Annotated in this window: 22 protein-coding genes; 2 read left to right on the forward strand and 20 right to left on the reverse strand. The window is 65.0% G+C overall.

Going from position 1 to position 25,756, the window contains the following annotated elements; translation table 11 throughout:
* Positions 1 to 2: 2 nt before the first annotated feature.
* The 9 genes from B3098_RS18745 to B3098_RS18785 all read right to left on the reverse strand — a co-directional run bounded on the left by B3098_RS18745 (position 3) and on the right by B3098_RS18785 (position 7,664).
* Complete coding sequence (locus B3098_RS18745) at positions 3 to 1,325, reverse strand: MFS transporter (protein WP_370633006.1); 1,323 nt, start codon at positions 1,323 to 1,325, stop codon at positions 3 to 5.
* Positions 1,326 to 1,408: 83 nt separating this feature from the next.
* Entirely contained in the window at positions 1,409 to 2,047 is a 639-nt protein-coding gene (locus B3098_RS18750) for an aldolase (RefSeq protein WP_218342639.1), read from the reverse strand.
* A 146-nt stretch (positions 2,048 to 2,193) separates the two neighbouring features.
* Complete coding sequence (locus tag B3098_RS18755; RefSeq protein WP_286898348.1) at positions 2,194 to 3,345, reverse strand: hypothetical protein; 1,152 nt, start codon at positions 3,343 to 3,345, stop codon at positions 2,194 to 2,196.
* A complete protein-coding gene (locus tag B3098_RS18760; protein ID WP_286898351.1) occupies positions 3,342 to 4,481 on the reverse strand; it encodes a hypothetical protein in 1,140 nt (379 codons plus the stop codon). Before B3098_RS18760 ends, B3098_RS18755 begins: the two co-directional genes overlap by 4 nt.
* Before the next feature lie 8 nt (positions 4,482 to 4,489).
* Positions 4,490 to 4,828: a DMT family transporter gene (locus B3098_RS18765; RefSeq protein WP_175122112.1), complete on the reverse strand. Its 339-nt coding sequence runs from the start codon at positions 4,826 to 4,828 to the stop codon at positions 4,490 to 4,492.
* A gap of 2 nt (positions 4,829 to 4,830) precedes the next feature.
* On the reverse strand, positions 4,831 to 5,712 hold the full coding sequence (locus B3098_RS18770) for a decaprenyl-phosphate phosphoribosyltransferase (protein ID WP_286898353.1): 882 nt from the start codon (positions 5,710 to 5,712) through the stop codon (positions 4,831 to 4,833).
* Positions 5,709 to 6,332 carry an HAD-IB family hydrolase gene (locus B3098_RS18775; RefSeq protein WP_286898355.1) on the reverse strand — a complete coding sequence of 208 codons (624 nt, stop codon included), beginning with the start codon at positions 6,330 to 6,332 and terminating at the stop codon, positions 5,709 to 5,711. The genes B3098_RS18770 and B3098_RS18775 overlap by 4 nt, the downstream gene beginning before the upstream one ends.
* A 300-nt stretch (positions 6,333 to 6,632) precedes the next feature.
* Entirely contained in the window at positions 6,633 to 7,070 is a 438-nt protein-coding gene (locus B3098_RS18780; protein WP_286898358.1) for a carboxymuconolactone decarboxylase family protein, read from the reverse strand.
* A 147-nt stretch (positions 7,071 to 7,217) separates the two neighbouring features.
* Complete coding sequence (locus tag B3098_RS18785; RefSeq protein ID WP_175139496.1) at positions 7,218 to 7,664, reverse strand: hypothetical protein; 447 nt, start codon at positions 7,662 to 7,664, stop codon at positions 7,218 to 7,220.
* A 127-nt stretch (positions 7,665 to 7,791) separates the two neighbouring features.
* Between B3098_RS18785 and B3098_RS18790 the strand changes: the two genes are divergently transcribed.
* Together B3098_RS18790 and B3098_RS18795 are read left to right on the forward strand one after the other, a co-directional pair.
* On the forward strand, positions 7,792 to 8,187 hold the full coding sequence (locus tag B3098_RS18790) for a SecDF P1 head subdomain-containing protein (RefSeq protein ID WP_279973861.1): 396 nt from the start codon (positions 7,792 to 7,794) through the stop codon (positions 8,185 to 8,187).
* A gap of 175 nt (positions 8,188 to 8,362) precedes the next feature.
* Positions 8,363 to 10,459, forward strand: a complete 2,097-nt coding sequence (locus tag B3098_RS18795; RefSeq protein WP_218342634.1) for a PhoX family protein — start codon at positions 8,363 to 8,365, stop codon at positions 10,457 to 10,459.
* 99 nt (positions 10,460 to 10,558) lie between these two features.
* Here B3098_RS18795 and B3098_RS18800 read toward each other — a convergent pair whose 3' ends face one another.
* The 11 genes from B3098_RS18800 to B3098_RS18850 all read right to left on the reverse strand — a co-directional run bounded on the left by B3098_RS18800 (position 10,559) and on the right by B3098_RS18850 (position 25,721).
* Complete coding sequence (locus B3098_RS18800) at positions 10,559 to 11,491, reverse strand: glycosyltransferase family 9 protein (protein WP_286898363.1); 933 nt, start codon at positions 11,489 to 11,491, stop codon at positions 10,559 to 10,561.
* Between the two features lie 98 nt (positions 11,492 to 11,589).
* Complete coding sequence (locus B3098_RS18805) at positions 11,590 to 12,798, reverse strand: pectate lyase family protein (protein WP_286898365.1); 1,209 nt, start codon at positions 12,796 to 12,798, stop codon at positions 11,590 to 11,592.
* Between the two features lie 20 nt (positions 12,799 to 12,818).
* A complete protein-coding gene (locus B3098_RS18810) occupies positions 12,819 to 14,732 on the reverse strand; it encodes a tetratricopeptide repeat protein (RefSeq protein WP_286898367.1) in 1,914 nt (637 codons plus the stop codon).
* Positions 14,725 to 15,756 carry a sugar ABC transporter gene (locus B3098_RS18815; RefSeq protein ID WP_175139529.1) on the reverse strand — a complete coding sequence of 344 codons (1,032 nt, stop codon included), beginning with the start codon at positions 15,754 to 15,756 and terminating at the stop codon, positions 14,725 to 14,727. The genes B3098_RS18810 and B3098_RS18815 overlap by 8 nt, the downstream gene beginning before the upstream one ends.
* Positions 15,757 to 15,877: 121 nt before the next feature.
* Positions 15,878 to 16,594, reverse strand: coding sequence for a hypothetical protein (locus B3098_RS18820; RefSeq protein ID WP_056559922.1), 717 nt, complete (start codon positions 16,592 to 16,594; stop codon positions 15,878 to 15,880).
* Between the two features lie 9 nt (positions 16,595 to 16,603).
* Positions 16,604 to 17,941, reverse strand: coding sequence for an ABC transporter permease (locus B3098_RS18825; protein ID WP_286898372.1), 1,338 nt, complete (start codon positions 17,939 to 17,941; stop codon positions 16,604 to 16,606).
* 7 nt (positions 17,942 to 17,948) lie between these two features.
* Positions 17,949 to 19,106, reverse strand: coding sequence for a polysaccharide biosynthesis/export family protein (locus B3098_RS18830; protein ID WP_175186603.1), 1,158 nt, complete (start codon positions 19,104 to 19,106; stop codon positions 17,949 to 17,951).
* Positions 19,107 to 19,148: 42 nt separating this feature from the next.
* Positions 19,149 to 21,206, reverse strand: a complete 2,058-nt coding sequence (locus B3098_RS18835; RefSeq protein WP_279973848.1) for a glycosyltransferase — start codon at positions 21,204 to 21,206, stop codon at positions 19,149 to 19,151.
* Positions 21,203 to 23,680 carry a hypothetical protein gene (locus B3098_RS18840; protein WP_286898376.1) on the reverse strand — a complete coding sequence of 826 codons (2,478 nt, stop codon included), beginning with the start codon at positions 23,678 to 23,680 and terminating at the stop codon, positions 21,203 to 21,205. The genes B3098_RS18835 and B3098_RS18840 overlap by 4 nt, the downstream gene beginning before the upstream one ends.
* 38 nt (positions 23,681 to 23,718) lie before the next feature.
* Positions 23,719 to 24,978, reverse strand: coding sequence for a nucleotide sugar dehydrogenase (locus B3098_RS18845; protein WP_286898379.1), 1,260 nt, complete (start codon positions 24,976 to 24,978; stop codon positions 23,719 to 23,721).
* 401 nt (positions 24,979 to 25,379) lie between these two features.
* Entirely contained in the window at positions 25,380 to 25,721 is a 342-nt protein-coding gene (locus tag B3098_RS18850; protein ID WP_286898382.1) for a hypothetical protein, read from the reverse strand.
* Positions 25,722 to 25,756 lie beyond the last annotated feature (35 nt).

Genomic DNA, 25,756 nt, shown 5'->3' on the forward strand with positions numbered 1-25,756 from the left:
CGCTAGCGGTTGACCAGCTTGGCCGGCGTGAACCAGACCGCGATGGCGCCAATGACGAGCACGCCCGCCAGCACGTACATGCCGGACGCAGTGGAACTGGTCAGGTCCTTCAGGTAGCCGATCATGTAGGGGCTGGCAAAGCCGGCCAGGTTGCCCACGGAGTTGACGATGGCGATGCCGGCGGCGGCGGCCGTGCCGGACAGGAACGCTGTCGGCAGCGACCAGAACAGCGGTGCGCAGGTCAGCACGCCCGCGGCCGCCATGGACAGGAACACCAGCGACACCACGGTGTTGTCGGCGAAAGAAGCCGCCGCCGAGAAGCCTACGGCGCCCGCCAGCGCCGGCACGATCAGGTGCCAGCGGCGCTCGCGCCGGCGGTCCGCGGAATGGCCCAGCAGGTTCATCACGACGATGGCGCACAGGAAGGGGATGGCGCTGAGCAGGCCGATGTTGAACGCCCCCGTCACGCCCGTGGACTTGATCAGCGTGGGCATCCAGAACGTCAAGCCATACTGGCCGGCGACGAAGGCAAAGTAGATCAGGCACATCCACCACACGCGCTTGTCGGCGAACACCGCGCGCAGCGAATGCTTCTGCGTGCCTGTCTCCTTCTGGTCCTGTTCGATCTCGCGCGTCAGCAGCTTCTTTTCGTCGTCGCTCAGCCATTTGGCGCTGGCGATGCCATTGTCCAGATACATCACCGTGACCACGCCGATCACCAGCGCCGGCACGGCCTCGATCAGGAACATCCATTGCCAGCCCTGCAAGCCGTGCATGCCATGAAAGGCCTCCATGATCCAGCCGGACAGCGGATTGCCGAAGATGCCCGCCACGGGAATGGCCGACATGAACAGCGCGATGATCTTTGCGCGGCGGTGGGCCGGGTACCAGTAGGTCAGGTACAGGATCACGCCGGGATAGAACCCGGCTTCGGCCAGCCCCAACAGGAAGCGCAGGATGTAGAAACCTGTCGGGGTTTCGACGAACATGAACATGCCCGACAGAATGCCCCAGGTGATCATGATGCGCGCGATCCAGATGCGCGCCCCCAGCCGGTGCATCAGCAGATTGCTGGGCACTTCGAACAGGAAGTAGCCAATGAAGAAAACGCCGGCGCCCAGGCCAAAGACGGTTTCACTGAAGCCCAGGTCCTGCGACATCTGCAGCTTGGCGAAGCCGACGTTGACGCGGTCCAGGTAGGCGATGACATAGCAAAGCATCAGGAACGGCACCAGCCGCCAGAACACCTTGGCATACGCGCGAGCGGTTTCGCGGGACTCGGGCGGCGACGAAGCCGCAGGCGCGGCGTGGGACGCCAGTTCCATCGGGGGCATTACCAGTCTCCATCAAGAATGCGCCGCCTTGATCCGCACTGTCGCGGCCGGCAGGCTTTGTACGAAAAAGCGGATCAGTAGCGGGCGCCGAACGTGGCGCGCAGGGTCTCGATGGCCTCGTCCGTCAGCGGCTCAGGACGCGGCTGAGTCATCAGCCACAGGCGGGCGGTTTCTTCCAGTTCCTCGAGCGCAAACGACGCGTGGGACACCGACTTTTCCCAGACCACCGGGCCCAGCCGCTCGAACAAGGCGCCGCGCACCTGCCCCGCCACGGCGGCGACTTCGGCTGCCGCCTGCGGGTCGCCCGGACGGCGATAGCCGATCAACGGTATGCGACCCACCTTCATGACCTGGTAGGGCGTGATCGGCGGCAATACCTCGTCCGGACGCCACACGCCCGCGAGCGTCAGCGCGACCAGATGGGTGGAGTGCGTATGCACGATGCCGCGGGAATCCGGGCTGGCGCGGTAGATGCCCTGATGCAGCAGCAAGGTCTTGGACGGCTTGCCGCCGGCGACCCAGTTGCCGTCCAGATCGACCTTGGCCAACTCGGCGGGATCCAGCCGGCCCAGGCAGGCGTCGGTGGGTGTGATGAGCCATCCGTCGTCCAGCCGGGCGCTGATGTTTCCGGCCGCGCCGACGGTATAGCCACGCGCATAGAGGCTTGCGCCGATGGTGCAGATTTCTTCGCGGATGCGGGCTTCTTCAGTCATGGAATGTCCCCGGGCGGCAGGGACGGGCAACGAACAGCAGACGCGGCGAAGCAGGCATGACGACGATGTCTCTTGAATAGAAGTTATCGGGTCATCATACAAATTTTGCCGATGAGCGGGTATGGGGTAAACCCGCGCACCGCCGATTACGCTTGCGCGCGATCAACGCCCGCCGCGGTCGGCGCGGCGGTGTTCGTCCAGGCCGTCAAGGCCATTGCCATCAGCACCAGCAGCGACGGATACAGCATGCTCAAGTTGCGCGCCTCGCCCTCGGCGGCGAACAGCAGAAAGAGCGGCACATTGACCGCCAGCGCCATCAGCACGTGCAACCGGAACGGCGCGGGCAGCAGGCGCCAGCCGGTGACGGCCACGCCCGCGATCATCAACACCATCACGGCGCTCAGCCCTTTGGGCAGCGCGACGCCGTAGGTGCTTTCGGTGCGGAACCAGTTGCCGGGGTCCAAGAAGTAGAAGAAATTCGCGCCCGGCTGAAAACTCACCGCACCGCCCGGATTGCCGGCGTAGCGCACGCGCAGCGCCAGATACACGCAGCCGCAGACGAACACCAGCCCCGCCACGACGGTTGCAGCCTTGAGGCGCGGCAGGCTGAGCCGAAGAATGGGATACAGCGTGACGACATAGAAGAAGAACGCCTCCTTGTTCCAGGTGGCCATTGCGGCAACGACGGCAAGCAGGCCCAGCCGCCCGGCCGCGCGCACGGGGCGTTCGACCGGGATGCGCCAGGCAAGCAGAATCGCGCATGCCATGAACAGCACTTCGAAGAAGTCGTAGAAGAAGCCGCCTTCGGTCAGAAAGAACGGCAGCAGCAACGCAATGACGAGCGGCGCCGCGGTGGCGGCGGCGTCGCTGGCGCCCGCCCGCAGGCACACCGACCGCATGGCGAACAGCGAGCCGAGCAGCGCCAGGAAGGTCAGGTAATAGACGATGTGATAGCGCAGCGTCACAGGCGCCTGCATCGCTTCCGACGCGGGAAAACGCATGGCCAGTCCTGACCGGCTGTTCACGCGGCGCGGGTCGGTCAGCCGCTCGGACAGGCGCTCGACGGTCGCGGCCGGCATCAGGTCTTGAATGCCATTGGCGATGGCCGGCGCGAACTGGCGGTACACGTAAGGCCGGTACGCGGTGCCGTCGACCATGGACGCCAGCGAATGCGGGCCGTGCCCGTCGTTCAGGCGCCACTTGGTATAGAAACCATTGAAGGCCGCCGCGGCGACCATGACATAGAGCATCACCAACAGGAATCGGCGGTAGCCCACGCTATTGAAAAAACGGATCATCGGACTTCCAGGGAGACGGCCGGTTGGGACGCGGTCTGCGGCCCCAGCCACTTTGCCAGCGCCAGCGCCACGAGGCACAGCAGCGCCGGATACAGCATGCTCAGATTGCGCATTTCGCCGGGCGAACAAAACAGCAGGAACAGCGGCACGTTGATGGCCAGCGCCAGCTTCGCGTGCCCGCGCAGGGCATCTGGCAGCCGCGGCCAGCCATTGATGGCGATGCCCGCGAAGGCCAGGATGCTGAAGAGACTGAAGCTGCGCGGCAGCAGAACGCCATAGGTGTTCTCGGTAAGCAGCCAGTTGCGGGGGTCAACGTAGTAGCGCAGGTTGTCCCACAGCTGGAAATCCACGGTGGAGCCAGGATTGCCCGCGTAACGCATGCGCAGCGCCAGATAGACGCAACCGCTCACCAGCAGCAGCACCGTCACGACGCCCGCCGCCGACAGGCGCGGCAGGTTGCGCCGCAAGAGCGGGTACAGGGCGGGCGTGAAAAAGAAGAAGGCTTCCTTGTTCCACGTCGCCAGCCCTGCCAGCGCCACCAGCGCGCAAAGCCGGACCGGCGTCTGGCGCGAGGCGCCCAGCGCCAGCAGCACGGCGCTCATGATGAACAGCAGTTCGACGAAATCGTAGAAGTAGCCGCCCTCGGTCAAAAAGAACGGCACCATCATCGCCAGGACCGCAGGCGCTGCCGTCGCGGCCACCGCACCCGCCCCCGCCTGCTGCGCCACGCGGCGCATGACGAACAGCGAAGCCAACAGCGCGGCAAACGTCAGGTAGTAGACGAGGTGGTAGCGCAAGGTGACTGCCGGCAGCAGGGCCTCGGACGCCGGATAGCGCATCGCCAGACCCGAACGGCTGTTCACGCGCCGAGGTTCGGCCAGACGCTCGGACAGGCGCGCCACGGTGGCCGGCGGCAGCAACGCCTGGATGCCGTTGGCCAGCGCGGGCACGAACTGCCGATACACATACGGACGGTGGGCCGTGCCCTCGACCATCTGCGACAGCCCGAGCGCCGCATGGCCGTCGTTGAGCCGCCACTTGGTGTAGAACCCGTTCATCACGGCGGCCGCCACGACGACGTAGGCGCAGCACAGCAGGAACCCGCGATACCACGCGCTTTGAAACAGGCGTTGCATGGCTGCGCCTACTTCGAGACCAGGAAGACGCCGACGGCGATGAACGCCGCGCCCGCCATCCGCATGGCCGTGATGGTCTCCGTGCCGGACAGCAGGCCGTAGACGAACACGCCCGCAATCGCGCAGGCCACCATCAGCGGATACGCCAGCGTCAGATCGAGCTGGCGCAGCGCCAGCGCGTAGAAACCAAAGCCCAGGCCGTACGCGCCGATGGCGCCCGCATAGGGCAGCGCCTGCGTCAGCAGGGACGGAGTGGGTCCGTGCGCTGCGGCGGACCCCGCCGCCTTGAGCGCCACGCTGGCCACCACGCTGCAGGCCCCGCTGAGGATCAGCCAAAGATATGCCATGTCTACGTCCTTACCAGCAAAACCACCACCGCCACCCAGGCCAGCACCGCAAGGCGGATCTGGTTGTCGGCGAGCAGATCGCGGCCCGGCTCTTCGCCCGATCCGCCCTTGTACAGCAAGTAGATATACCGGAAGACGCCGAAGGTGACGATGGGCAGCGTGACGATCAGGTGCTGCGTGCCGTGCAACGCGGCGGTGATGTCGTCCACCGTATAGAGGCCATACGCCAGCAGCGTCGTGCTGGCGGTGATGCCCACCAGGATGTCCAGCAGCTGCGGCGAATAGTGGCGCAGCACGGTGCGTGTGCTGCCTTGCGATGCCGGGGCATCGCAAGGCGCCGACGCGATCTCGGCACGCCGTTTGGCAAAACCCAGGAACAGGGTCAGCATGAAACTGCACAGCAGCATCCAGCGCGACGGGATGATGCCCACCGCAAAGGTGCCGCAAGCCAGGCGGATCATGAAGCCCGCAGCAATACAGAACACATCGACCAGCACCTTGTGCTTCAGGCTCAGGGTGTAGGCAATGTTCAGGGTCAGATAGCTGGCCACGGCCAGCGCCACGGGCCAGAGCCCGCACACGAGCGGCAGGCCGAGCGCCGAGCCAAACAGCACGACGATCAGCGCGCGGGCGGCGGGCAGGCCGACCCGTCCGCTGGCAATGGCGCGCAGCCGCTTCTTGGGATGCGCCGCATCGGCGGCGCGGTCGTGATAGTCGTTCAGGACATAGACCGCGCTGGACGCGAGGCAGAACGCGACAAAGCCCACGCCCACGGCAAACACCAGCGCGGGGTTCGTCCATCCGTGGCTGAAGATCAGGCCGATCAGCACGAAGCCGTTTTTCAGCCATTGCTGCGGACGCAGCAGGGAAATCAGCGCCCTCATGGCTTGACCGCCTGCCCGCGGTACCAGGCATGTTGGGCCGCGTCGATGAGCCACTGGTCGCCGCGGCTGTCGCCGTAGGCGTGCAGTTCATATTGGTCCGGACCGCCGTAGCGCTCGGTCAGGCGCCGCAACTTTTCAGGGCCCCAGCAGTTGGGTCCGTCAAAGTCGCCGGTCAGACGGCCCTGCGCATCGACCGCCATGCGCGTGCAGATGAGGTCGTCGAACCCGAGGTAGCGGGCCACGTCGTCGAGGTAGATGTCGGGCGAGGCGCTGACCAGCACGCAGCGGTCGCCGCGCTGCTGGTGCCAGCGCAGCCGCTCGATGAGCGCGGGCCGCAGCGGAATGGTGTGCACCCACGCGCGGGCGATTCGGGCCAGCTCGGTGCGCGAGCGCCCGCGCAGCGCGGCGCGGCAGAGCGACTGCTTGGCGTCTTCGTTGCTGCGCAGACGCAGCGCGAACGCCGTCAGCGCCGGCGCGGTCCGCACGAGCGCCGCCAGCAAGCCGACCCTCGACAGATGGGCCAGGAAGGGAATGAATGTGTCGCGCTGAGTGAGCGTGCCGTCGAAGTCGAAGGCAGCGATCACGCGCATGGGAGCGGGAAACTGCGTTTGTGTAGCCATACTGCTATGCGACGGAACCCGGCCGGGCCTTGCCGTCACAAACTATGCCGGAAAATGCGTCAGCGCCCAAGGCGCAAACGCGTGATGTCAGACGCAGTCTCGCCGTGCGCGCAAGCCCGCAGCGAAACATGTGCCGTTTATTTCAAAATTTTTGTAGTTGTAACACATCGGATTACAAGTCATCATAGCCCGCTCCCGATGCGGGCAAGCAGGAAAGAACCGCACGAAATCCGCCGCTCTTCCCGCCGCTTTCAGTTTTCCCCCGGCTTCAAGGGCGCGCCGACCCAGTGCCGGGGCGAGTCATCCCTGCTGCGCCTTGAACGCGCCTTCCTCTTCCAGCACCTGGTTGGCCACCTTGAAAGCGTCCAGGCCCGCGGGAATGCCGCAATAGACCGTGGCCTGCAGCAGGATCTCCTTGATTTCCTCGACCGTCACACCGTTGTTCAGCGCACCCTTGACGTGCAGCTTGATCTCGGCGGGCCGGTTCAGGGCCGTCAGCATGGCCAGGTTGAGCATGCTGCGCGTCTTCTTCTCGAGCCCGTGGCGGCCCCAGGTGTAGCCCCAGCACCATTCGGTCGTGATGTGCTGGAACGCCATCATGAAATCGTTGGCGCGCGCGATCGAGCCATCCACATAGTCGGCGCCGAGCACTTCACGGCGCAGTTCCAGACCTTGGTCGAACAGCGCCTGGGTTTCCGCCTGGGTTGGTGTCTGGGTTTCGGGGTCAGCGTCTGCCATGGGATGTTTCTCCGGGGTGGTGGCGGCGGAAAGCGAAGATCCGCCTGCGGGTGGTCGTTCGGCCGATTGTGGGCGCGCGGCATCCCGACCGTCAAATCCGGCAGCTTCACGCAAAACGAGGAAGGGTTGATGACGCCGGCGCGCGGTTTACAGCGAATACCGGTAGTCGCAGTTCAACGTGGCTTGCAGCGGCGCCGGATAACCGCTGGCCGCCTTGCCGCCGGGACGCGGACCCAGCAGCCGGGCCTGGAACGTGCCGGCCATGTCGCCATCAGCCGTCTTTTTCACAGCCACGGTGGACGGCAGCGCATACAGCGTCAGCGCCTGTCCATCCGTCGGCGCGACCAGCGTGAACACCGACTGCGGAAAATTGGCGACGACATAACCGGGCGCCTCATCCGACGTGAACGACAGCGTGGCCGTCGCATAGGTCAGCGTCAGCGCCAGTTCTTCGGAAGACGGCGAAGGAATGTCGCCCTTCAACGCCACCTTGCCGCTCTCTGATATGCACGACAGCGATGCGGGCGCGGAGCCGGCCTGCGCAGTACCGGCCAGCAGGGCGATGGACAACAGACAGGTGGCGCGTGCAATCATGGTCACTCCTCACCGGCGCCAGCGTGGCGCACGCCGGCAAAATTTCGTCAGGAATATATCAGACGGTCATCCCCGTCTGCCGCGATCCGTATAGGATGGAGCGTCGTCCATCAGAAGGAGCGTCCCCATGCCATCAATGCGACATCCTGTTCTGGCCAGCGCACTGGCCGCGGCGCTCGCCGCCGCCCTGCCCTTCGCCGCCCACGCCGAGTCCGTCACGCTGCAGGTCGAGCAGGTCACGCCCGGCGCCGATCCGCACACGAACGCGCGCGTCGTCGACATCAAGCTCAAGCCTGACAGCGTCAAGACACTGGCAAACTTCACGCGCGAGCGCGTGGGCCAGCGCGTGCAGTTTCGCGCAAACGGCATTCTGCTGTCCTCGGCCACGCTGATGAGCCCGCTGGACGGCGATAGCCTGCGCATCACGGCAGGCGAGCACGGCTTTGCGGGCAAGTCCGCCGAAGAAATCGCGCAAGGCATCATGAAGGAAGGCGCGCTGACGATGGACGACGAAAACCGGTAAACGCGCGCACCCCTTGCCTCCCCAGGCTGACGCCCGCGCACGCGGCGTCAGCCTTTTGTTTTTGACGAGATGGCGCAGGCGCCACAAGTTTCAGCCATCTGTCATTAACCTTTCATTTCGGACTTCTAGTATTGCTCGTCCCCATCGGGCATCAGACCCAAAGCCAGGAGTTCAAATGAGCAAGTCCATCTCCGACAAGACCGTCCGCAATCCCAGCAAGAGCACCCCGTTCAGCGAGATTCTCGAAAAGAACATGTCCCGCCGCATGGTGATGCGTGGCGGTATCGCCGCTGCGTTCGCGACGATGACCAGCCTCGGTCTTGCCGGCTGTAATGGCAGCGACGACGATGACGACGATGCCGGCAACGGTGGCCAGAACCCCGCGCCGGAACAGCCCGGCACGGAGACGCCCCCGGCGCCGGCCCCGGTCAAGCTGGGCTTCGAGTCGCTGCCCACCTCCATGACCGACGCCTGTGTCGTGCCTGCCGGCTACATCGCCCATGTGTTCGCACCGTGGGGCACGCCGTTCAACGACAACGCGAATCCGTGGGACCGCAACGGCAACAACAGCTCGACTGACTTGCTGAACTCCACCGGCATGCACCACGACGGCATGCACTTCTTCCCGATCAACGGCAGCTCCACCGAGGGCCTGCTGGCGGTCAACCACGAATACATCGACCAGAAGGCGCTGCACCCGAACGGCGCGACGACCGTCGCCGGCAAGCGCCCCATCGAGGAAATCCGCAAGGAAATCAACGCGCACGGCGTCGCAATCCTGCACGTGCGCCTTGAGAACGGCCGCTGGACCATCGTTCACAACTCGCGCTACAACCGCCGCTTCACGTCGGCCACGCCGATGAAACTGGCCGGCCCCGTCGGCGGCACGGACTGGGTCAAGACCCCGTACTCGCCCAACGGCACGATGGTGCGCGGCACCAACAACAACTGCGGCAATGGCTACACCCCGTGGGGCACGTACATCACGGCCGAAGAAAACTGGGCCGCCTGCTTCGTGAACACCGGCACGCGCCCCGCGCACCAGCAGCGCGTCGGCGTGCCGAACGACAAGGGCCGCTACGAATGGGAAACGGGCGCCAACGACCCGCTGGAAGTCCAGGGCGAGTTCGCGCGCTTCAACATCACCGAGACCGGCGCCGACTTCACGCAGGACTACCGCAACGAGGTCAACGGCTTCGGCTACCTGGTCGAAATCGATCCCTACAACGAGAACAGCATTGCCACCAAGCGCACCGCGCTGGGCCGCTTCGCGCACGAAGGCTGCGCCTACGGCCTGCCCGAAGCCGGCAAGCCGCTCGCCTTCTACAGCGGCGACGATTCGCGCTTTGAATACATCTATCGCTTCGTGTCGGAAGCCGTGTGGGATCCGAAGGACGCCGAGCGCACCGACCGTCTCGCGGTGGGCGCGAAGTACCTGGACAAGGGCACGCTGTACGTCGCGCGCTTTGACGCCGATGGCACGGGCCAATGGATCGCGCTCACCGGCACGACCGTGGGCGCCGGCGGCCGCACGCTGGCCGATGAGTTCGGCAGCCTCGAAAACATCATCATCAACACCCGCGGCGCCGCGGACTTCGTCGGCGCCACGCCGATGGACCGCCCGGAATGGACGGCCACGCACCCGACCAACGGCGACATCTACCTGACGCTGACGAACAACTCCAGCCGCAACGCCAGCCGCGGCACCAACCCGGCCAATCCGCGCCTGAACAACGTCAACGGTCACATCGTGCGCTGGCACGACGAGCCGGGCTCGACCAAGTTCAAGTGGGACATCTTCGTGTTTGGCTCCGACGCCGGCGCCGACGCCGACACCAACCGCTCCGGTCTGACCACGCTGAACCAGCTGGCCAGTCCGGACGGCATCGGCATCGACCCGCGCGGCATCCTGTGGATTCAGACCGACAACGGCATCGACGGCGGCCGCAACAACAACGTGGCCAAGGCGACCAATGACCAGATGCTGGCCGTGATCCCCGGCGCGTTGGCCGACAGCACCGGCACGGGTCCCGCCATCAACGCGACCAACCAGGCCGACCTGCGCCGCTTCTTCGTCGGCCCGAACGAAGCCGAAGTCACGGGCTTTGCCTTCACGCCGGACTACACCAGTATCTTCCTGAACATCCAGCACCCGGTGAACTGGCCGGCCTACGACACTGAAGATGCGACCACCGCCACCACGGGCGTCGTCCGCCCGCGTTCGTCGACGGTGGTGATCCGCCGTGCCGACGGCGGTCCGATCGGGGTGTGATGACAAGTCATCCGGGGTGACCCGCTCACCCTGAACGCCGAAAGACAACAGCCACCCGGATCGGGTGGCTGTTTTTCATTGGCGGGCCGCGTGAGACTGCTATCGGGCCAGCACCGCCATGCAAGCCTCGAACACGCGCCCCGGATGAATCGAATTGATCGCTTTCGATCCTGCTTCAGGCACGACGTCGCGGGTGTAATCGCGCGCCCAGAACCATTCGGGATTCGATTCGTTGAACACGCCCACGTAGGGCACGCAAAGCCCCTGCGCGATATGCGAAGGGCCGCAGTCGTTGGAGACGATCAGTCGGGCGTCCTGCATCAGTGCGACCAGCTCGGCCACGGAGCGGGAGCACTCCAGGCGGAAGTCCGGCCGATTCATGTCTTTCAGGCGCTGGCGCTCGGCCGCTTCGGCCGGACCCAGGACAAACGTGAAATTGGCGGTCCCGCCCAGCCGCGCCTGCAGCAGGTCGGCCAGCGCAACATAATGATCCAGCGACCACCGCTTGAACTGCCCGGCGCCGCCGCCCGGAATCAGGACGATGTCGGCCGGCTGCACCTTGCCCGCACAGGGTCGGCCGATTTCGACGAAGCACTGGCGCGCAATCGCTTCGGGATCGTGTTCCTGCAGCGTGGCCAGCAACCGCAGGTTTGCCAGGCCGATGTATTCGCGGATGTCCTTGGCATGGGTGTGCGTCCAGACGCAGTCGCCGAGCCGGCGGTTGCTGAAGCCCAGCCGCAACTTGGGCCGGCGCAGCAGGTTGATGAGCGCAAAGCGCTCGCTGGAATGATGCAGCGTCAACGACGCGCTGGCGCGTGGGGGCAGCGCCTTGACCTGATCGCCGAATGCTTCTGCGCGGACGAACTGATCCACCCATGGCAGCTGCGTATAGAAGGCCTCCACGTCAAACCGCGAGACAACGCGGACACGCTTGTCCGGCCACAGTTTCTTGACCTGATATAGCGCAGGAAACGCCACGATCTGGTCGCCAAAGCGTGCTTTGTTACGAACGAATACGACGATGTCGGACATGGTTCCTCACCTGATGAAATCACGCAAGAAATCCTGATTTCTTGTAGAAACGCGCACAATCAGAAAACTCCGAAATCAGCGCGGAGACGGGCATACTCTCAGCCCGGGCAGCCCGCGCCGGTGCGCGTTGCCGGCAGGGGCGTATCGCCCGACGTATTACCGGCAAATTTGCGAATCTTCTCGGCCAGTTCGGGCGTCGCTTTCTCGTAGCCGTAGCAGTAAGGCGGCGTCGGCGCCGACTCGGGGCGATAGTCCTTGAGCACCGGCTTGGCATCGCCCAGATACAGGTTGTCCTTCAACCGCAGAAAGGCCTTGAAATCGCGGGTGTAGCCGTGATCCGCCTTGCGCTTTTCATAGGCGCCGCGATCGGAGTCGCCGTTGTCCAGTGCGCTGCGTGCCGGCGCAATCGGGATGTAGCGGCAGTAGTTGACGTTGATGCCTTCCACCGTGGGGTAGAACTCGGGCTCCACGCACTTGCGCTGCGCGTCGTTGTTGAAGATGTTGCCTTCGACCAGCGCCTTGGCCTCCAGGCTGAAACTCATACCGTAGAAGTCCCAGTTTTCGAGCAGGTTGTTGAACAGGTGGAAGGTGCCGAACTGTGCGCGCGGATTGCGCTGCACGGTGTTGAAGAAATAGTTGTGATGCAGCGTCACGCGCGCAATCGAATCGCGCTCGTAGTTCTGGAACAGATTCTTGGACGTGATGTTGTTCAGCAGCATGACCTTGTTCGAGTTGTGGAACTTCGTCCACGAGATCGTCACGTCGGTCGAGCCGTTCTTCACGTTCAGCAGGCGGTCCGACATCCGCGACAGGTCCATGTGGTCGACCCACACGTCGCGGCTGTCGTTGGCCACATTCACGGCCTGCGTAAGCCGCGTGAGCCGCCCGTCGATAGTCAGATGCGTCAGGATGACGTTCTTCGCGCCGTACACGCCCAGGCCGTCGTCGATCAGGGCGACACGCTTGCCGCGGCCGTCAATGGTCGTGTTGGACGGAACACGCAACTGGGTTTTCAGGACGATCGTCATGTCGGACGCGAAGCGTATCCATGCCGGTCCCTTGCGGGCCTGTGCCAGCGCGGCGCGCAGCGTACCGGGTCCGGCGTCCTGGTCCGAAGTTACCTCGATGAATTTGCCGCCCAGACCGCCCGTGGCTTTGGCGCCATATCCTTCGCGCTGCGCCAGCAAGCTGGCTACGAACGGGCAGTGTTCATCGGGCGCCGCGCATTGCCCGCTTGCTGCCGCTGCCCCGCCATACAAGCCGGTCAGCGTCAGCAGCCACACCATCACTGTGTTTCGTAGTCGCATCGCAACCGCTCCCTCAAATTTCACGCGGACGGATCCGCCGCCGTCACATGGCGCCAGATGCCGCCGCTCAACCGCAGGTTCTCCGGCGGGCCGGCAAGATGCTCGCGCAGCCGTTCAAAGTACGCCTTCTGCCAGCGCTGCGCGTATGCGTCCGCGTCCTCGCCGGGATTGGCGGCCGGCAGCATTTCCAGCGTGTAGGCCACCTGCCCGTTTTCCCAGCGCGGCGCGTAGAACACCGACGGCACACCCATCCGGTGCGCCAGATGCGCCGCGAATCCGGAATACGTGACGTCCTGGCCTTCGAAAGTCGTGCGCGGCGCGGCGGGATTCGCCGCGCCGTCGATGGCCAGGCACAGCACAAAGCCCGAGTTGATCGCGCGCATGCAGGCCTTGGCGACCTGCGCCTCGGTCTGGTCGGCCGTCGAGATCAGCGCCTCGGCGTAACTGCTGCGGGCGATGCTGGGCGCCGACGCCAGCCAGCGCGACGGAATGCCGACCAGTTCCAGCGCCATCAGGCCCGCATACATCGGCCCGACGTGCGCAGTGGCGACCACGACGCCGCGGCCGGCGGCAAGCAGCGGCGCGAAGAAGCGCTCGCCGGTATCCAGCTCACCCAGCATGGCCATCGCCTCTTCGACGCGCTCCTCGCGGCATTCGAGCCAGTCGAACAGGAGATGGTCGATCATGTGGCCCCAGCGCGCGCGGCGTTCCCACGTGGCGCGATCGATGCTGGTGTCGCCGCGCATCGACCAGGCCCAGTCCAGCCGCGCCTGCGGAATCGGCGCGGTGTCGAGCTGTTCTTCCATGCGCGCCAACGCTTCCTGGAAGGTCTCCGGCAGCCGCGCGCCACGCTTGGCGACGTATTGCTCGAACAGCGCCTCGGCCTCGTCCTTGCGCCCGGCCTGCGACAGCGCGCCAATGGCGGACCGCTGCCACAGCAAGTTGTCCGGCGACTTCTTCAGAAGGAACATCATCTGTTCGGCCGCCGCGTCGTACTGCAAGGTGTAGCGCAGCGCGCGGGCATACAGGCCTCGCGTCTGCTCGAGATCCGGCGCCAGTTCGATGGCGCGCGCCAACGGCGCCACGGAATCCTTGTAGCGTCCGGCGCGCAGCAGGGTTTCGCCGTGCAGCGTCAGCAGCCGCACGTCGTCGGGCGCGGCCTGCAGGCCGGCCTCGAAGTGCGTCAGCGCATGGGTCTTGCGATCGTCTTCGGTGCCGCGCCGCAGATGCGCCAGCCCCAGCGACGATCGCAGCGCCGCGCAATCCTGGCCCGCGCGCAGCGCGCCGTCGCCCAGACGGATTGCAGCCGCAGTGCGGCCGTCGGCCAGCAATGCGCGTACCGCCATCGTCGCCACGCGTTCATTGGGCAGCTTGTCCGGATCCAGCGACGCCGCGATGCCAGAGGCTTCGGCGACGTCCCCATTGCGCACGAAGGCCATCATCCACGCATAAGCGTCTTCGGGCGCGCTCTGCGCCAGCGGGAGGGTCGTGCGGGCGACTTCCGCCGCCTCGGGCACGCGTCCCGCCTGCACACGCATCTGGATGCGCGCGGCATGCAGCGACGCATTGCCGGGCTCGATGCCGGCGGCGGCATCGGCTTCGGCGATCGCCCTGTCCCACTGCTCCAGGCGGCCGAGCAGACTGGCGAGCAGGCGCCTGTCGTCAACCCGCGTGGGATACACCGCGACAAGCGTTTCCAGCGCCGCGATGGCAGAGGCCAGCTTGCCCGCTTTCACGTCGGGCGAGACCAGCAGCCGCCGGACCTCGCGCCAGCCGTCCTTGGCCGGGCGCAGCGCCGGTTCCAGCGCGGCCATGCCGCTCGCCGGGTCTGCCGACGCGCGGATCTGTCCGATGACCTCGCGCAGGCGCGCCGTGGCGTCCTGCGGTTCGGTGCCGGCGTCCGGCCGGCGGCTTTCAATGACCGTATCAACCATGACGCAGCCCCCTCAACAAAGCCATCGCGACGCGTGCGATGAACATGAGCACAAATCCCAGTGCCAGCGCCTGCAACAGCAGGATGCCGGTGCGCGGGCTGCTGGGCCGATCCGTCGGCACCGGCTGCGCGATGATCGACAGATACCGCTGCAGGCGCAGCGCGTCCGTCATCGCCTGCTGGTACGACTGCTGCGCCAGCGTCAGGTTGGAATCCGCAAACACCTGGGCATTGCGCAGCGCCTCGTATTCCTTCAGTTGCTTGGCTTCCGTATTGCCGTCGCCGCTCAGGCGCTGGCGCACGGATGCAAGCCGCTTTTTCAGGGCCGCCACCTGCATCTGCGCGGGCTTGAGCATGAAATGGTCCTTGTTATCCAGCGCGCGGATCTTGTCCAGATTGATCTGCGCGGTGCTCAGCTCTCCTTCAAGCTGGCTGGACAGGTTCAGCAGCATCGACACCGTCGCGCTGGGGTCGATGTTGCCGTGCTTGGTGCGCCACGTGGTCAGCGCATCGCGCGCCGCCAGCGCCTTTTCCTCGGCAAACTTGACCGACTCTTCGCTCACCTTCAGCTTGTCCGCCACGCCCTTCTCGTTCATCGAACTGACGAACTGCTCGGCCAGGCCGATCAGCTCCCGGGACAGCGTGGCCGCGTCTTCCGACGAGAACGCGCTGACGCGCAGCACGTCGATCTGCTCCAGCGCGTTGAACGACACGTGCACCGACGCCTGATAGGCGCGGTACAAATCGTCTTCGCTGGAATCCTCGGCCAGGCGGTTGAACGGGTCCAGCCCATCGTTCATCAAATAGCGGCGCAGGCCGACCTTCTTGTCCAGCTGCTGCATGCTGTCGCGCGACTTCAGAAAGTCTGCAACTGCCCAGCCATCGACGAATCCGCCGAGCATGCCGCCCGAGTTGCCCGTCGTGAGCAGACTGGCCGCCGCGCCGCCGCCGCCCTGCTGGCCGGAGGCCGACTGCACGAAGAACCGCGACTCCGCCTCATAGCGCGGCGTGGCGACGATCAACAGGTAGATCACCGCCAGCACCACCGGCACCAGCACGATCACCGCGTTGATCCAGCGATGGCGGCGGCGCTCGCGCAGCGCCGACTGCCGTTCGCGGCGGCGGCGTTCGATCTCGGATCCGCCGTCAGAACCCGAGTTGGCCTTCGTCGAAGCCGCCTCCGAGGACGTCGTCGCCTGTGCCGGAGTCGCTCCGTGATCGTCGCGGGGGATACCTGCGGAGGCACTGGTCGAGGTCGTCGTCGATGCTGAGCGCGCTTCGTTCATAGATCAAGCCTTTGAAGCAATAATCCGCCAACTGATTCTGGCGATAACTGGAAAAAATGAGTGTCCGGCCGACCAGGCGCTCTTCGAAAAGCGCCAGCCAGAGCCGGGTGAAACGGCAGGGCTCGAAGGGGATGCTCCCTTCGATCACGTAGACATCGAACGCGGGCGCCAGCGCCAGCGCGAACGAAAACTCCTGCCGCACATAAAGCGGCCAATGCTCCATGGGCTTGGCCAGCATCTTCGGATCGCTGATCAGGTCCGCGACCAGTTCATACGTGGCGTCGGGATCGATCTCGTACATTTCGCTGACGAAATCGATCATGGACAGCCCGCTGGCCTTGCCGCGGATGAAACCCTGCCGGCCGATCGCCCACGACACATTGCCGTCGTGCTTGACGAAGCCCTGCCGCGGCGGACGCAGACAGCACAGCACGTCCACGAGCTGGCGGTGCATCTCCGGCGCGGGCGACAGCAGCGCATAGCGCCCCGCCGGGATGTCGAGCGTGGCGTTGGCCAGCAGCGGCTGCCTGCTGCCGAAGGAATAGGGTTCGTCGGTTACGCCATTGAGATGGATCATCTTTCACCCTCACATTGGCTGAACGTTGGGACGGGCCAGGCGCTCTGCCACCAGCGCGATCACCATCATGAACACCAGCGAGGTCAGGAAGTAACCCAGGCTGGCATCGTGCGACTCGTACGCATGGAAGTACGCCGAGCGCAGCAACTGCATGCCGTGCGCCAGTGGCGACCACAGCATCCACGGCCGCAATTGCTCGGGAAACTGCTCCGACACGAAGAACACCGCAGCGAAGATCTGCAGGAAGCGCTCGATGATCGGCGCCAGCCGCAGGAAGAAGTGCCAGTAGGTCGCAATCGACCCGAACAACACCCCCATCGCCGCGCCCGCCACGCCCATCAGGACCACAAAAAGAATGAAGCCGGCCCAGCTCTTGGGCAGCGTGATGAGCCCGATCGCGTGGCCCGCGGTGATCAGCACCCCAAACACCACCACATACACCGATACGTAGATCATGGCCTGCACCAGCGCGCACATCAGCGGCGTGACGCCCTGGAAATTCAGCAGGCCGCGTGCCGAGACATACGCCGTACTGCTGCGGAACGCGATCTGACGGAACATGATCCAGGTCGTCGCGCCCAACAGCGAGAACGTCTGCACGTCCATCCCCAGGATGTAGTGCGTGCCCATCAGGATGTACAGCGACGAAATCAGGGTCAGCAGCACGACAGGGCCGACCAGCGCCCACACCAGCGCGATGCGGCTTTCGCCGTGCATCACGCGCAACTGGTAGATGAACATCGCCATCAGCGTGCGGCCGATCGGCCGATGGCCGGCGGTGTCCTCCGAATGCCCCTTATGCAGGGAGCGCAGCCGGTTGCGCAGGATCGCGAGATCACCCGCTTCGCTCTGCGCAACCTCGATCTCCAGCGCGATGTCATTGCGTGACGCATGGCGGCGCGCTTCACGCGCCTCGTCCTGCTTGCGACGTTCCACGCGGCGGGCATGCGCGACGGCCAGCCGCTCATCCTCGGCCACCAGCTTGGCCGGCATGTAGCCCGGCGCAAACACCTCGACACCCGCGCGGATGTCCTGCTCCAGCAGGCGCACGATGATGCGCAGGCGCCGCCGGGAGAAGTCCGCCAGGGTCTCGTCGACCTGGCTGCGCACGATCTCGGCGTCCAGCTCCGCCTGCACGGCCTCGTACACCGCCCGTCGCGCCGCGACGGAGTCGTGCGGCTCGCCCTGCAGGCGGGCCAGCAGCGGCTTGAACAGCACGCCCGGCGGAGCCTTGGCTTCGAACAGCGCGGCCGGATCCAGCCGCCAGTTGGCGACGCCAGACCCCACCGTGTAGCTGTTGTCCTTCCGGCGCGAGCGCCAGCCCTTTATCCGATCCTCGTTGCTCATGGACGCGTTATTGGGCAACGCCGGTCGAACCGCCGCCCGAATCGCTGTCGATGGCTCGCGTGGCGCTGAAGCCGGCGCTCATCGTGACGCGGAAGGCCGACAGCACCTTCTGCACCTGCGTGAACGGCGCGTCCGAGATGTAGATGGCCTGTCCTTCATGCACCGTGAACTCGCGGGCCAGCGCCACCTGCTCCGGCCGCGTGAGGTCGAACTGATACACGACGGGCAGCAAGTCCGGCTTGCCTTCGGCCCCCGCTTGCGCGGGCGTGAACAGGAACACCGAACGCGGATCGGCCAGCTTGTCGTCCAGGCCGCGCGAGTCCGCTAGCGCGTCCAGCACGCTGTAATTGCGCTTGCTGATTTCCACGCGGCCCTGCTGGCCGGCCGCGCCGAGCACGGTCAGGAATTCCTTGGCGTCGTAGGCGGTGATCACATCGCCCGAACGCAGCAGGATGTCGTTGTTCTGGTTGCGGTAGATGTCGGCCAGCCGCACCGAGGCCACCTGGCTGTCGCGGCGCAGGCTGATGATGAGCTGTTCGGGGTTGGTCTGCACGGGCGCGGCCTGCGCCAGCGCGCTGCTCAGGCGCTGGGCGGTCTGCGTGATGGGATACATGCCGGGCTTGGTCAGGTTGCCCTGCACCGTCACCATCTGCCCGCGCGCGTCGGCCGCGCGCGTGACGCTGACGTCTGCGCCGACCACGAGCTTGCTCAGGCGCGCCACGATGGCGTCATGCAACTGGCCGAGCGTCAGGCCCTCGGCGCGGAACTTTCCGATGATGGGAAACGTAACGTTGCCGGCACTGTCGATGTCCTGGTTACCCAGATCACTGACGCCGGACGGGTCCGCGGCGAACACGCCGAGACCGCCGCGTTCCCACACTTTCACGTTGATGCCGTCACCCGGCACCAGCTTGTCGAAACCCGCCTGCGTCAGATCGCGGTAGCGCACCGGAAAGTCCGCCACATCGGGCACCCGGCTCTTTCGCGCGAGTTCGCGCGACACGGGCATCACGATGACGTCCTTGTCATCGTGAGCCCCTGTCATTTCGCTAAGCATCGGGCCGGACCGTGGGAGCTGGCAACCCGTGAGTGTCAGCGCTGCAAGCAGCAGCATGGCAAGCGTCGCATGGCGCCGCGCGCCCAGGGCCGGGACGTTCATTAGCATAGGTTCCTTCAACTTCAGCACTTTTAAAAAGAGCAACTACCGTCACGCCTGCATCAGGCGCTTGGGCGCAACGTCAATGCGCTCGTCGTTCTCGGACTCGGTCATGGCGGGCATGCAGATGCTCATGAACTTCGTGAGCATCGCGTCCAGCGAGAACAGCTTCTGCGCCCGCTGGCGGCTATTTGCCCGCATGTCCGCATTGCTGCGCACCTGGTCCACCATGTTCAGGACCTTCTCGCAGGCCTCGTGCATGTCGGGATGATCCACGCAGCTGAGCAGGTGGCCCGTCTCGTCCTCGACAAAGCACTCTTCCGCGCCGCCGGCCGGCGTGGAAATCACCGGCACGCCCAGCAACTGAGCCTCGATCAGCACGTTCGGCAGGCCTTCGTAGCGCGACAGCAGCACGCTGGCGTCCATCTTCGAATACCAGAAGCCCACGTGATTCGACAGCCCCACCAGCAACAGGCGCTCCAGCACGTCGTGCTCCAGCGCCAGCGCCTCGATGTTCTCGCGCAGACGTCCGTCGCCCACGAGGAAAAAGCGCGCCTGGGGCCGTTCCTTCAGGTAAAGCGCCGCCAACTTGATGAAGAGCTGCGGACGCTTGTCCGGCTCCAGGCGGAACACGCCGCCGATCGTCTCGGTGGCGTCCTTGGTGCGCTCGTGGAAGGCTTCCCACTTGGCCTTGTCGGCGTCCGAGGCATCGGTCGCCAGATCCGGCACGCCGTTGTACAGGATGTGGAAGCGTTCCAGCGGCAGGTCCAGCCACTCGGCGTACGCTTCCGCGGCCTTGCGGCTGTTGCTCACGAACACCACGCCCGGCACGAGGGCCAGCGCCTGAAACAGCTCGGGATACTCTTCGCGGAACCGGTCCTTGCGGATGTTCGGCGGCAGGCCGCGGAACACCAGGTGGATCGTCGGCGTGCCGGCCAACAGCGCCGCCAGGGCGCCAAAGAGGCACGTGCCGTCCTGCCACAGGCTGACCACGTCGAAACGGTTGGCGCGCAGCACCGGCGCCAGGCGCGTCACGCCGTAGTGAACCGGCGGAGGCAGCTGTTCCAGCAGGCGGCCCAGGTTGCCTTCGGGCACGGACTGGTGCGCCACCGAGATGGCCGGCAGGCGGTTGATCTCCGTGACCGGAATCTGCGCCTTGATGAGCACCGGCAGGAAGAAGTCGTCCTGTTTCTTGGGCGACCCGGACGGCTCGGTGTGCTGCTTGACCAGCACCTCGACCTTCTTGGGCCGCATCAGGATGTCGGGCGGCTGCAGTTCCGGGGACGCGGCCAGGCGGGTCAGCTCACCCGCCAGACGGGTCAGCTGGCGCTCGGCGCCGCCCGGTCCCAGGCTGCCGGTGACCAGCGCCACCGACACGGGCTTGTCCGGCGTGCTTTCCGCAATCTTGCGGTTGCGAAAGTGCAGGATCGCGTGCTTCATCGACACGATGCGCACGTCCTTGCCCGCCAGCGACTCTTCGGATTCGAAGCGCTGATAGAACGCGTAGTCGCTGGCCAGCCCCTCGGCCAGTTCGGCCGCCTTGCTGCCGGGCGTCAGGTGCTTGGCCACGGGCGCGATCGCGTCCCACGCGTCGGCCAGGAGGCCGCGCTTGCGCAGGCGCTTGGCGAACTCCACGCGCATGTTGCGATCCGTGTGCTGCGAGATCAGACGCCGGAACAGCGCGTCCGACTGCTCGTGCGCGCGGATGTCGCTCAGCAGCTTCGCCCGCGCAAACAGGCGGTCCGGATTCGTCGTCTCGGCCGGCAGGTGACGGTCGACCAGCGCCATGGCTTCGTCCAGGTGCCGTTCCTTCACCAGCCGCGTCGCGCAGTAGCGCACGATCTGCAGGTCATCCGGGCACTCCTCGAGCAGCGTGGCCCACTGCTCGGCCATGCCCTCGTTCAGGCCCGCCGACTCCTGCAGGCGGAGCAGGAGAAAGCGGACCTTCGAGTCTTCCATGTGATCGCGGGCAAGCTGCTTGGCCCGCGCCAGGTTGTCCTGAGCGACTTGAACCCGCCCCGATGCCGCAACGATTTCCTCCAACTGCGCTTGAACTTGCTGAAGATCGGACTTGGCGTCCACTCGCTCGGTTATCAGAGGGGGATTCATGCTGCCTTTCTCCGGTTGATCTTCTCGATCCAGACAAGGCAGCGCTCGATGTAGTGGTCGTACTGCGCCGGGTTCTCGGAACGTTCCTGCAACTGCTTCCAGTACGGCAGGGCCTGTTCGAAGCGGTGCAGACGCATGGCGCCGACCGCGGCCAGGCGCAGGCCGATGGGATCATCCGGCACCAGCGACACGATGCGTTCGCCCAGCGCCAGGCGCTCGGTCGTGCTGGACGGTTCCAGGGCGCGCGCTTCGGCGTACAGATAAGCCAGGATGCGGCGCTTTTCGTGGTCCACTTCCGGCATGCCGGGCCACGACTGCGCGACGCGGTCCAGCAGCTTCCAGGCGCCCTGATGATCGCCGTTCGACAGGATCTCGCGAGCGCCACGGATGGCGCGCGGGCCGAGCCGGCCGAGTTGGCGTTCGGCTTCGTCCTTGGCGCTTTGATCGGCGCCCGAATGACCCAGCACATCCTTGTACGCGTCGATCGCTTCACCGAACCAGCCGCCATTGAAGGCGACGCGGGCAAAGTGCAGCTTGGCGCTGAACGGAGCGGCATCGCCGGCCGCGGCCACTTCCAGGTGGCGCATCGCCGTCTTCTTGTCGCCCAGCGCATCAGCCGCGCGGCCACGCATGGCGTGCAGTTCGGGGAAGTCCACGTTGGTGTCGATGGCCAGGTTGGTGAGGTCGATCACTTCCTTGTGGTTGCCCGCCACCAGCGCGGCACGCACGCCCAGGCGCATGGCGCGTTCGAAGGCGCGTTGTGCACGGGCGCCGGCGAGCGCGTCGGGGTTGAGCAAGCGGTGCGCGCAGATGCGTTCGGCGGCGTCGCGCAGGCGTCCTTCCTCCAGCGCGCGGTTGCCTTCCTCGGCCCACGTCGCGGACTGCGATTGCAGCCATGCGCTGATGTCTTCGTTCTCGCTCTTGGCCAGGCCGCAAGAAGCTGCCAGCGTTGCCGCGGCCATGATGCAACCGCGCCACGAGGCTTCCTTGACCAGCTCCAGCGCGTCGCCCTCTTCCAGCTTGGGCTGTTCGCCGGCCAGGTCGCGCAGCGCGTCGCGGTCGCCTGCCAGCAGGCGGTCGCGCCACAGCACGGCAAAGCCGCGGCCGTAGTTCGGGATCGCCGCGCGCACTTCGTGCACCCAGCGGATCGCCGCTTCCATGTCGCCACCCGTCTGCAGCAGGGACAGCACCGTGTCGGCCGCTTCCACCGCCATCGTGTCGGTCGGTTCGGAGATGCGGAACAGCTGCTTCCAGTTGCCCAGGCTTTCGTCCACATAGCCCAGGTGGCCGGCGGACACCGCCGCGATGCGGACGATTTCCGGCGTTTCGATCTCGTCACCCAGCAGGCCTGCGGCCAGCGAGTACGCCACGTCGTAGCGGCCCAGCTTGAACTGGTTGCGCATCAGGATCTGCTCGGCCTTGCTGCCCGAAGACAGCGCATCGGCGCTGCCCAGAAGGGCCAACGACCCCTCGTAGTCGCCCAGTTCTTCCTGGATGCGTGCGAAGAGCACGACGTGATCCGGCAGGCTGGGGTAGCGGCGCAGCACATCGCGCACGCGGCGCGAGGCTTCGCGCAGCTCGCCCGAGTCCCACAGCTTCTCGATGCGTTCGACGCTTTCTTCGGCGCCCAGCTTGGGCACCGAGACCTGCGGGGTCGAGGAGCTCATGCGCGGACGGATGAAGTTCTTGTACCAGTCGGTGTACAGGCGCTCGGCGAAGGCAGGCGTGTAGTGGGTCAGGTCCAGCCCGCCGTCTTCCATGGCATCGGCCTGGCCCAGCTTGTTCATCAGCGGGGTCGGGTCATAGCACGGCACGCCGATGCGTTGCGCGGCCGCGGCGATGGCGGCGATCAGCTGCTGACGCTGTTCGATCGGCACGTTGTCCGGCGTGTGGGCGTTGACGTGGGTGACGAACACGACCTTGTCGCGGCCCAGCAGCTCGACGAGTTGGCGCATCTCCTGCTCGATCTCCTCGTCCGTCTGGTCGCGCTTGACGACGCGGGCGAGCAGGTCGCGGTCTTCAGCGTTCAAGCTCTTGAAGACCGGATCCTGATCCAGCTGCGCGCGGCGCTCGGCCAGGCGGTCGGCCACGGCCATCGACCAGAACGCGCGGGTGCGGGTGCGGTCGGCAAAGAACTCGCTGAAGTAGCGAACCAGGTAATTCGATTGGATGGGATGGCCGTCGATCGTCAGCAGCTTGCGCGAGGACAGCTCGACCATGTACAGGTCAGCCGGCTTGTGCGTGCCGCGGCGAGCCTGCTCGCCATTGGACGGACGGAAGATCAGGCGCTGCACGTCAGCCGGGATGTCGCTCTGGCTGAACATGAAGCGCGCCTGCTGGAGGGCTTCGGCGGCCGTGTGCACGAATCCGTAGTTGCGGCCGAGCTGAAGTTTGATCGGGTAGCGGCCCACGGCATCACGCAAGGGCGTGTGGATGCGGCAGGTTCCGATGGGAGCGATGGTAAATGCGGTCATTCAGGGTCTCTCCTGTATTGATGGATTACGAGCCTGAACTAGAGAGTCCAGTACAAAAGGTCGGCCGGGAGGCGCTTGGCATCCAGCACCGACTTCAAGTCGCAGACCATGCCGCCGTTCTTGACGAGCTGCGGCAGGTCTTCCCAGATGGTTTCCATGGTTTCGCGGTGCGGCACCGCCAGGATCAGGACGTCCATGTCGCGGAAGTCGCCGCGGTCGACGAGCTTGATCCCGTACTCGTGCTCCATCTGCTCCGGATCGACCATCGGATCGCACGCGACCGGCGTGATGCCGTACTGGCCCAGCGCGTGGTACAGATCGACGATCTTCGAGTTGCGGATGTCGGGCACGTTTTCCTTGAAGGTCATGCCCAGGATGCCGACGCGGGTGGTCGCATTCAGGCGGCCGTTGCGTGCAAGCTGCTGCACCAGTCGCGAGGCGACGTGCGCGGCCATGCCGTCGTTGATGCGGCGGCCGGACAGGATGACTTCGGGGTGATAGCCCAGTTCCTGGGCCTTGGACGTGAGGTAGTACGGGTCGACGCCAATGCAGTGGCCGCCCACCAGTCCGGGCGTGAACTTCAGAAAGTTCCACTTGGTGCCGGCGGCCGCCAGGACCTCCGAGGTGCGGATGCCGACCAGATCGCAGATCTTGGACATCTCGTTCATGAGCGCGATGTTGATGTCGCGCTGCGTGTTCTCGAGCACCTTGGCCGCTTCGGCCACCTTGATCGAGGAGGCGCGATGCACGCCCGCGTCGATGATCTGCTCGTACACGCCGGCAATCACTTCCAGCGATTGCTCGTCCTGGCCGGACACGATCTTGACGATCTTCTCCAGCGGATGCTCCCGGTCGCCCGGGTTGATGCGCTCGGGGCTGTAGCCCAGCTTGAAGTCGACGCCGGCGCGCAGGCCGGATGCCTTCTCAAGTTCCGGGCCGCAGATTTCCTCGGTGGCGCCGGGGTGGACGGTCGACTCGAAGACCACGATGCAGCCGGGGCGCAGCACGGGGCCGATGGCCTGGCACGCCCGAACCAGCAGGGAAAAGTCGGGATTGTTTTTCTCGTCGACGGGCGTCGGGACAGCCACCACGAAAAAGTCGCAGCCGTCCAGTTCGGACAACTGGTCGGTGAACTGCATGGGGGAGGCAAGCAATACGTCGCGTTCGATCTCGCCAGTCCAGTCATCACCCTCTTTCAGCCGTGCGATTCTCCGCTTGTCCACGTCAAAGCCGATGACATCAAAGCGCCTGGAAAATGCCACTGCCACGGGCAGGCCGACATATCCAAGGCCACACACTGCGATTCTCTTTACCACGGGGGACCTCACTGTTTTCGTCGTGTCGCAGACACTAGAAATCGACGCCCCGAAGCGAGCACTTCGACATGAAATCGAAATACCCTTGCCGTATAGGGGCGGACGTATTGCTAAAAATAAATTTGGCTCGGTACCCGGTTAACTATCCGGTTGGCGAGCCTGGGCATCGTAGAGGGGTCGCGCAGCAAACTTTTTGCTAAATATTTTTATTGCTGCGGAAATAAATCAGGACAACCCGTAATAAACCCGGGAAATCCCTAGAAAAATTACATTCATTACACAAACCGCAACATGAGACGGTCGCTTCATGTAATCAAATATGAAAAGACGTTTTTCTTGGTCTGGTTTAACCAAACTGAAAAATCATTATCCAGATCGGTAGCTTATTTAGTAATTGCGTCAGGCAATATAAAAAAGATGCACCAAACTGGATCTGCACGCACCATTATCAGCACGAGACATGCCTGGGTTTTCATCGCCCGGTAATAAATGGCCGGGCCGTGGACAACATGGCAGACAACAGGTGGTTGTGCGATACGCGGCGCTTCTTGCAATGCGCTTCTTGCCAATGCGCTTCCTGCAATGCACTTCTTGCAGCGCGCCTCTTGCATTGCACTTCCTGTAAAAACAATCCGCGCGAATGCAAAAAAGCCGGCAGCGCTTGCGCGATACCGGCTTTCAGCCAGAAGGTGTCGGGAAACACCTTCTTGAATTCTCGACCACATGAAGTGGTCGGGGCGAGAGGATTCGAACCTCCGAC

This window comes from Achromobacter sp. UBA2119, assembly GCF_002331005.1.
Taxonomy (GTDB): Bacteria; Pseudomonadota; Gammaproteobacteria; order Burkholderiales; family Burkholderiaceae_B; genus Achromobacter; species Achromobacter animicus.

Bases quoted from the DNA above. Each gene is read 5' to 3' on its own strand.
- B3098_RS18745 (WP_370633006.1), bottom strand. From the start codon at position 1,325: ATGGAACTGGCGTCCCACGCCGCGCCTGCGGCTTCGTCGCCGCCCGAG.
- B3098_RS18750 (WP_218342639.1), bottom strand. From the start codon at position 2,047: ATGACTGAAGAAGCCCGCATCCGCGAAGAAATCTGCACCATCGGCGCA.
- B3098_RS18755 (WP_286898348.1), bottom strand. From the start codon at position 3,345: ATGATCCGTTTTTTCAATAGCGTGGGCTACCGCCGATTCCTGTTGGTG.
- B3098_RS18760 (WP_286898351.1), bottom strand. From the start codon at position 4,481: ATGCAACGCCTGTTTCAAAGCGCGTGGTATCGCGGGTTCCTGCTGTGC.
- B3098_RS18765 (WP_175122112.1), bottom strand. From the start codon at position 4,828: ATGGCATATCTTTGGCTGATCCTCAGCGGGGCCTGCAGCGTGGTGGCC.
- B3098_RS18770 (WP_286898353.1), bottom strand. From the start codon at position 5,712: ATGAGGGCGCTGATTTCCCTGCTGCGTCCGCAGCAATGGCTGAAAAAC.
- B3098_RS18775 (WP_286898355.1), bottom strand. From the start codon at position 6,332: ATGGCTACACAAACGCAGTTTCCCGCTCCCATGCGCGTGATCGCTGCC.
- B3098_RS18780 (WP_286898358.1), bottom strand. From the start codon at position 7,070: ATGGCAGACGCTGACCCCGAAACCCAGACACCAACCCAGGCGGAAACC.
- B3098_RS18785 (WP_175139496.1), bottom strand. From the start codon at position 7,664: ATGATTGCACGCGCCACCTGTCTGTTGTCCATCGCCCTGCTGGCCGGT.
- B3098_RS18790 (WP_279973861.1), top strand. From the start codon at position 7,792: ATGCCATCAATGCGACATCCTGTTCTGGCCAGCGCACTGGCCGCGGCG.
- B3098_RS18795 (WP_218342634.1), top strand. From the start codon at position 8,363: ATGAGCAAGTCCATCTCCGACAAGACCGTCCGCAATCCCAGCAAGAGC.
- B3098_RS18800 (WP_286898363.1), bottom strand. From the start codon at position 11,491: ATGTCCGACATCGTCGTATTCGTTCGTAACAAAGCACGCTTTGGCGAC.
- B3098_RS18805 (WP_286898365.1), bottom strand. From the start codon at position 12,798: ATGCGACTACGAAACACAGTGATGGTGTGGCTGCTGACGCTGACCGGC.
- B3098_RS18810 (WP_286898367.1), bottom strand. From the start codon at position 14,732: ATGGTTGATACGGTCATTGAAAGCCGCCGGCCGGACGCCGGCACCGAA.
- B3098_RS18820 (WP_056559922.1), bottom strand. From the start codon at position 16,594: ATGATCCATCTCAATGGCGTAACCGACGAACCCTATTCCTTCGGCAGC.
- B3098_RS18825 (WP_286898372.1), bottom strand. From the start codon at position 17,941: ATGAGCAACGAGGATCGGATAAAGGGCTGGCGCTCGCGCCGGAAGGAC.
- B3098_RS18830 (WP_175186603.1), bottom strand. From the start codon at position 19,106: ATGCTAATGAACGTCCCGGCCCTGGGCGCGCGGCGCCATGCGACGCTT.
- B3098_RS18835 (WP_279973848.1), bottom strand. From the start codon at position 21,206: ATGAATCCCCCTCTGATAACCGAGCGAGTGGACGCCAAGTCCGATCTT.
- B3098_RS18840 (WP_286898376.1), bottom strand. From the start codon at position 23,680: ATGACCGCATTTACCATCGCTCCCATCGGAACCTGCCGCATCCACACG.
- B3098_RS18850 (WP_286898382.1), bottom strand. From the start codon at position 25,721: ATGTGGTCGAGAATTCAAGAAGGTGTTTCCCGACACCTTCTGGCTGAA.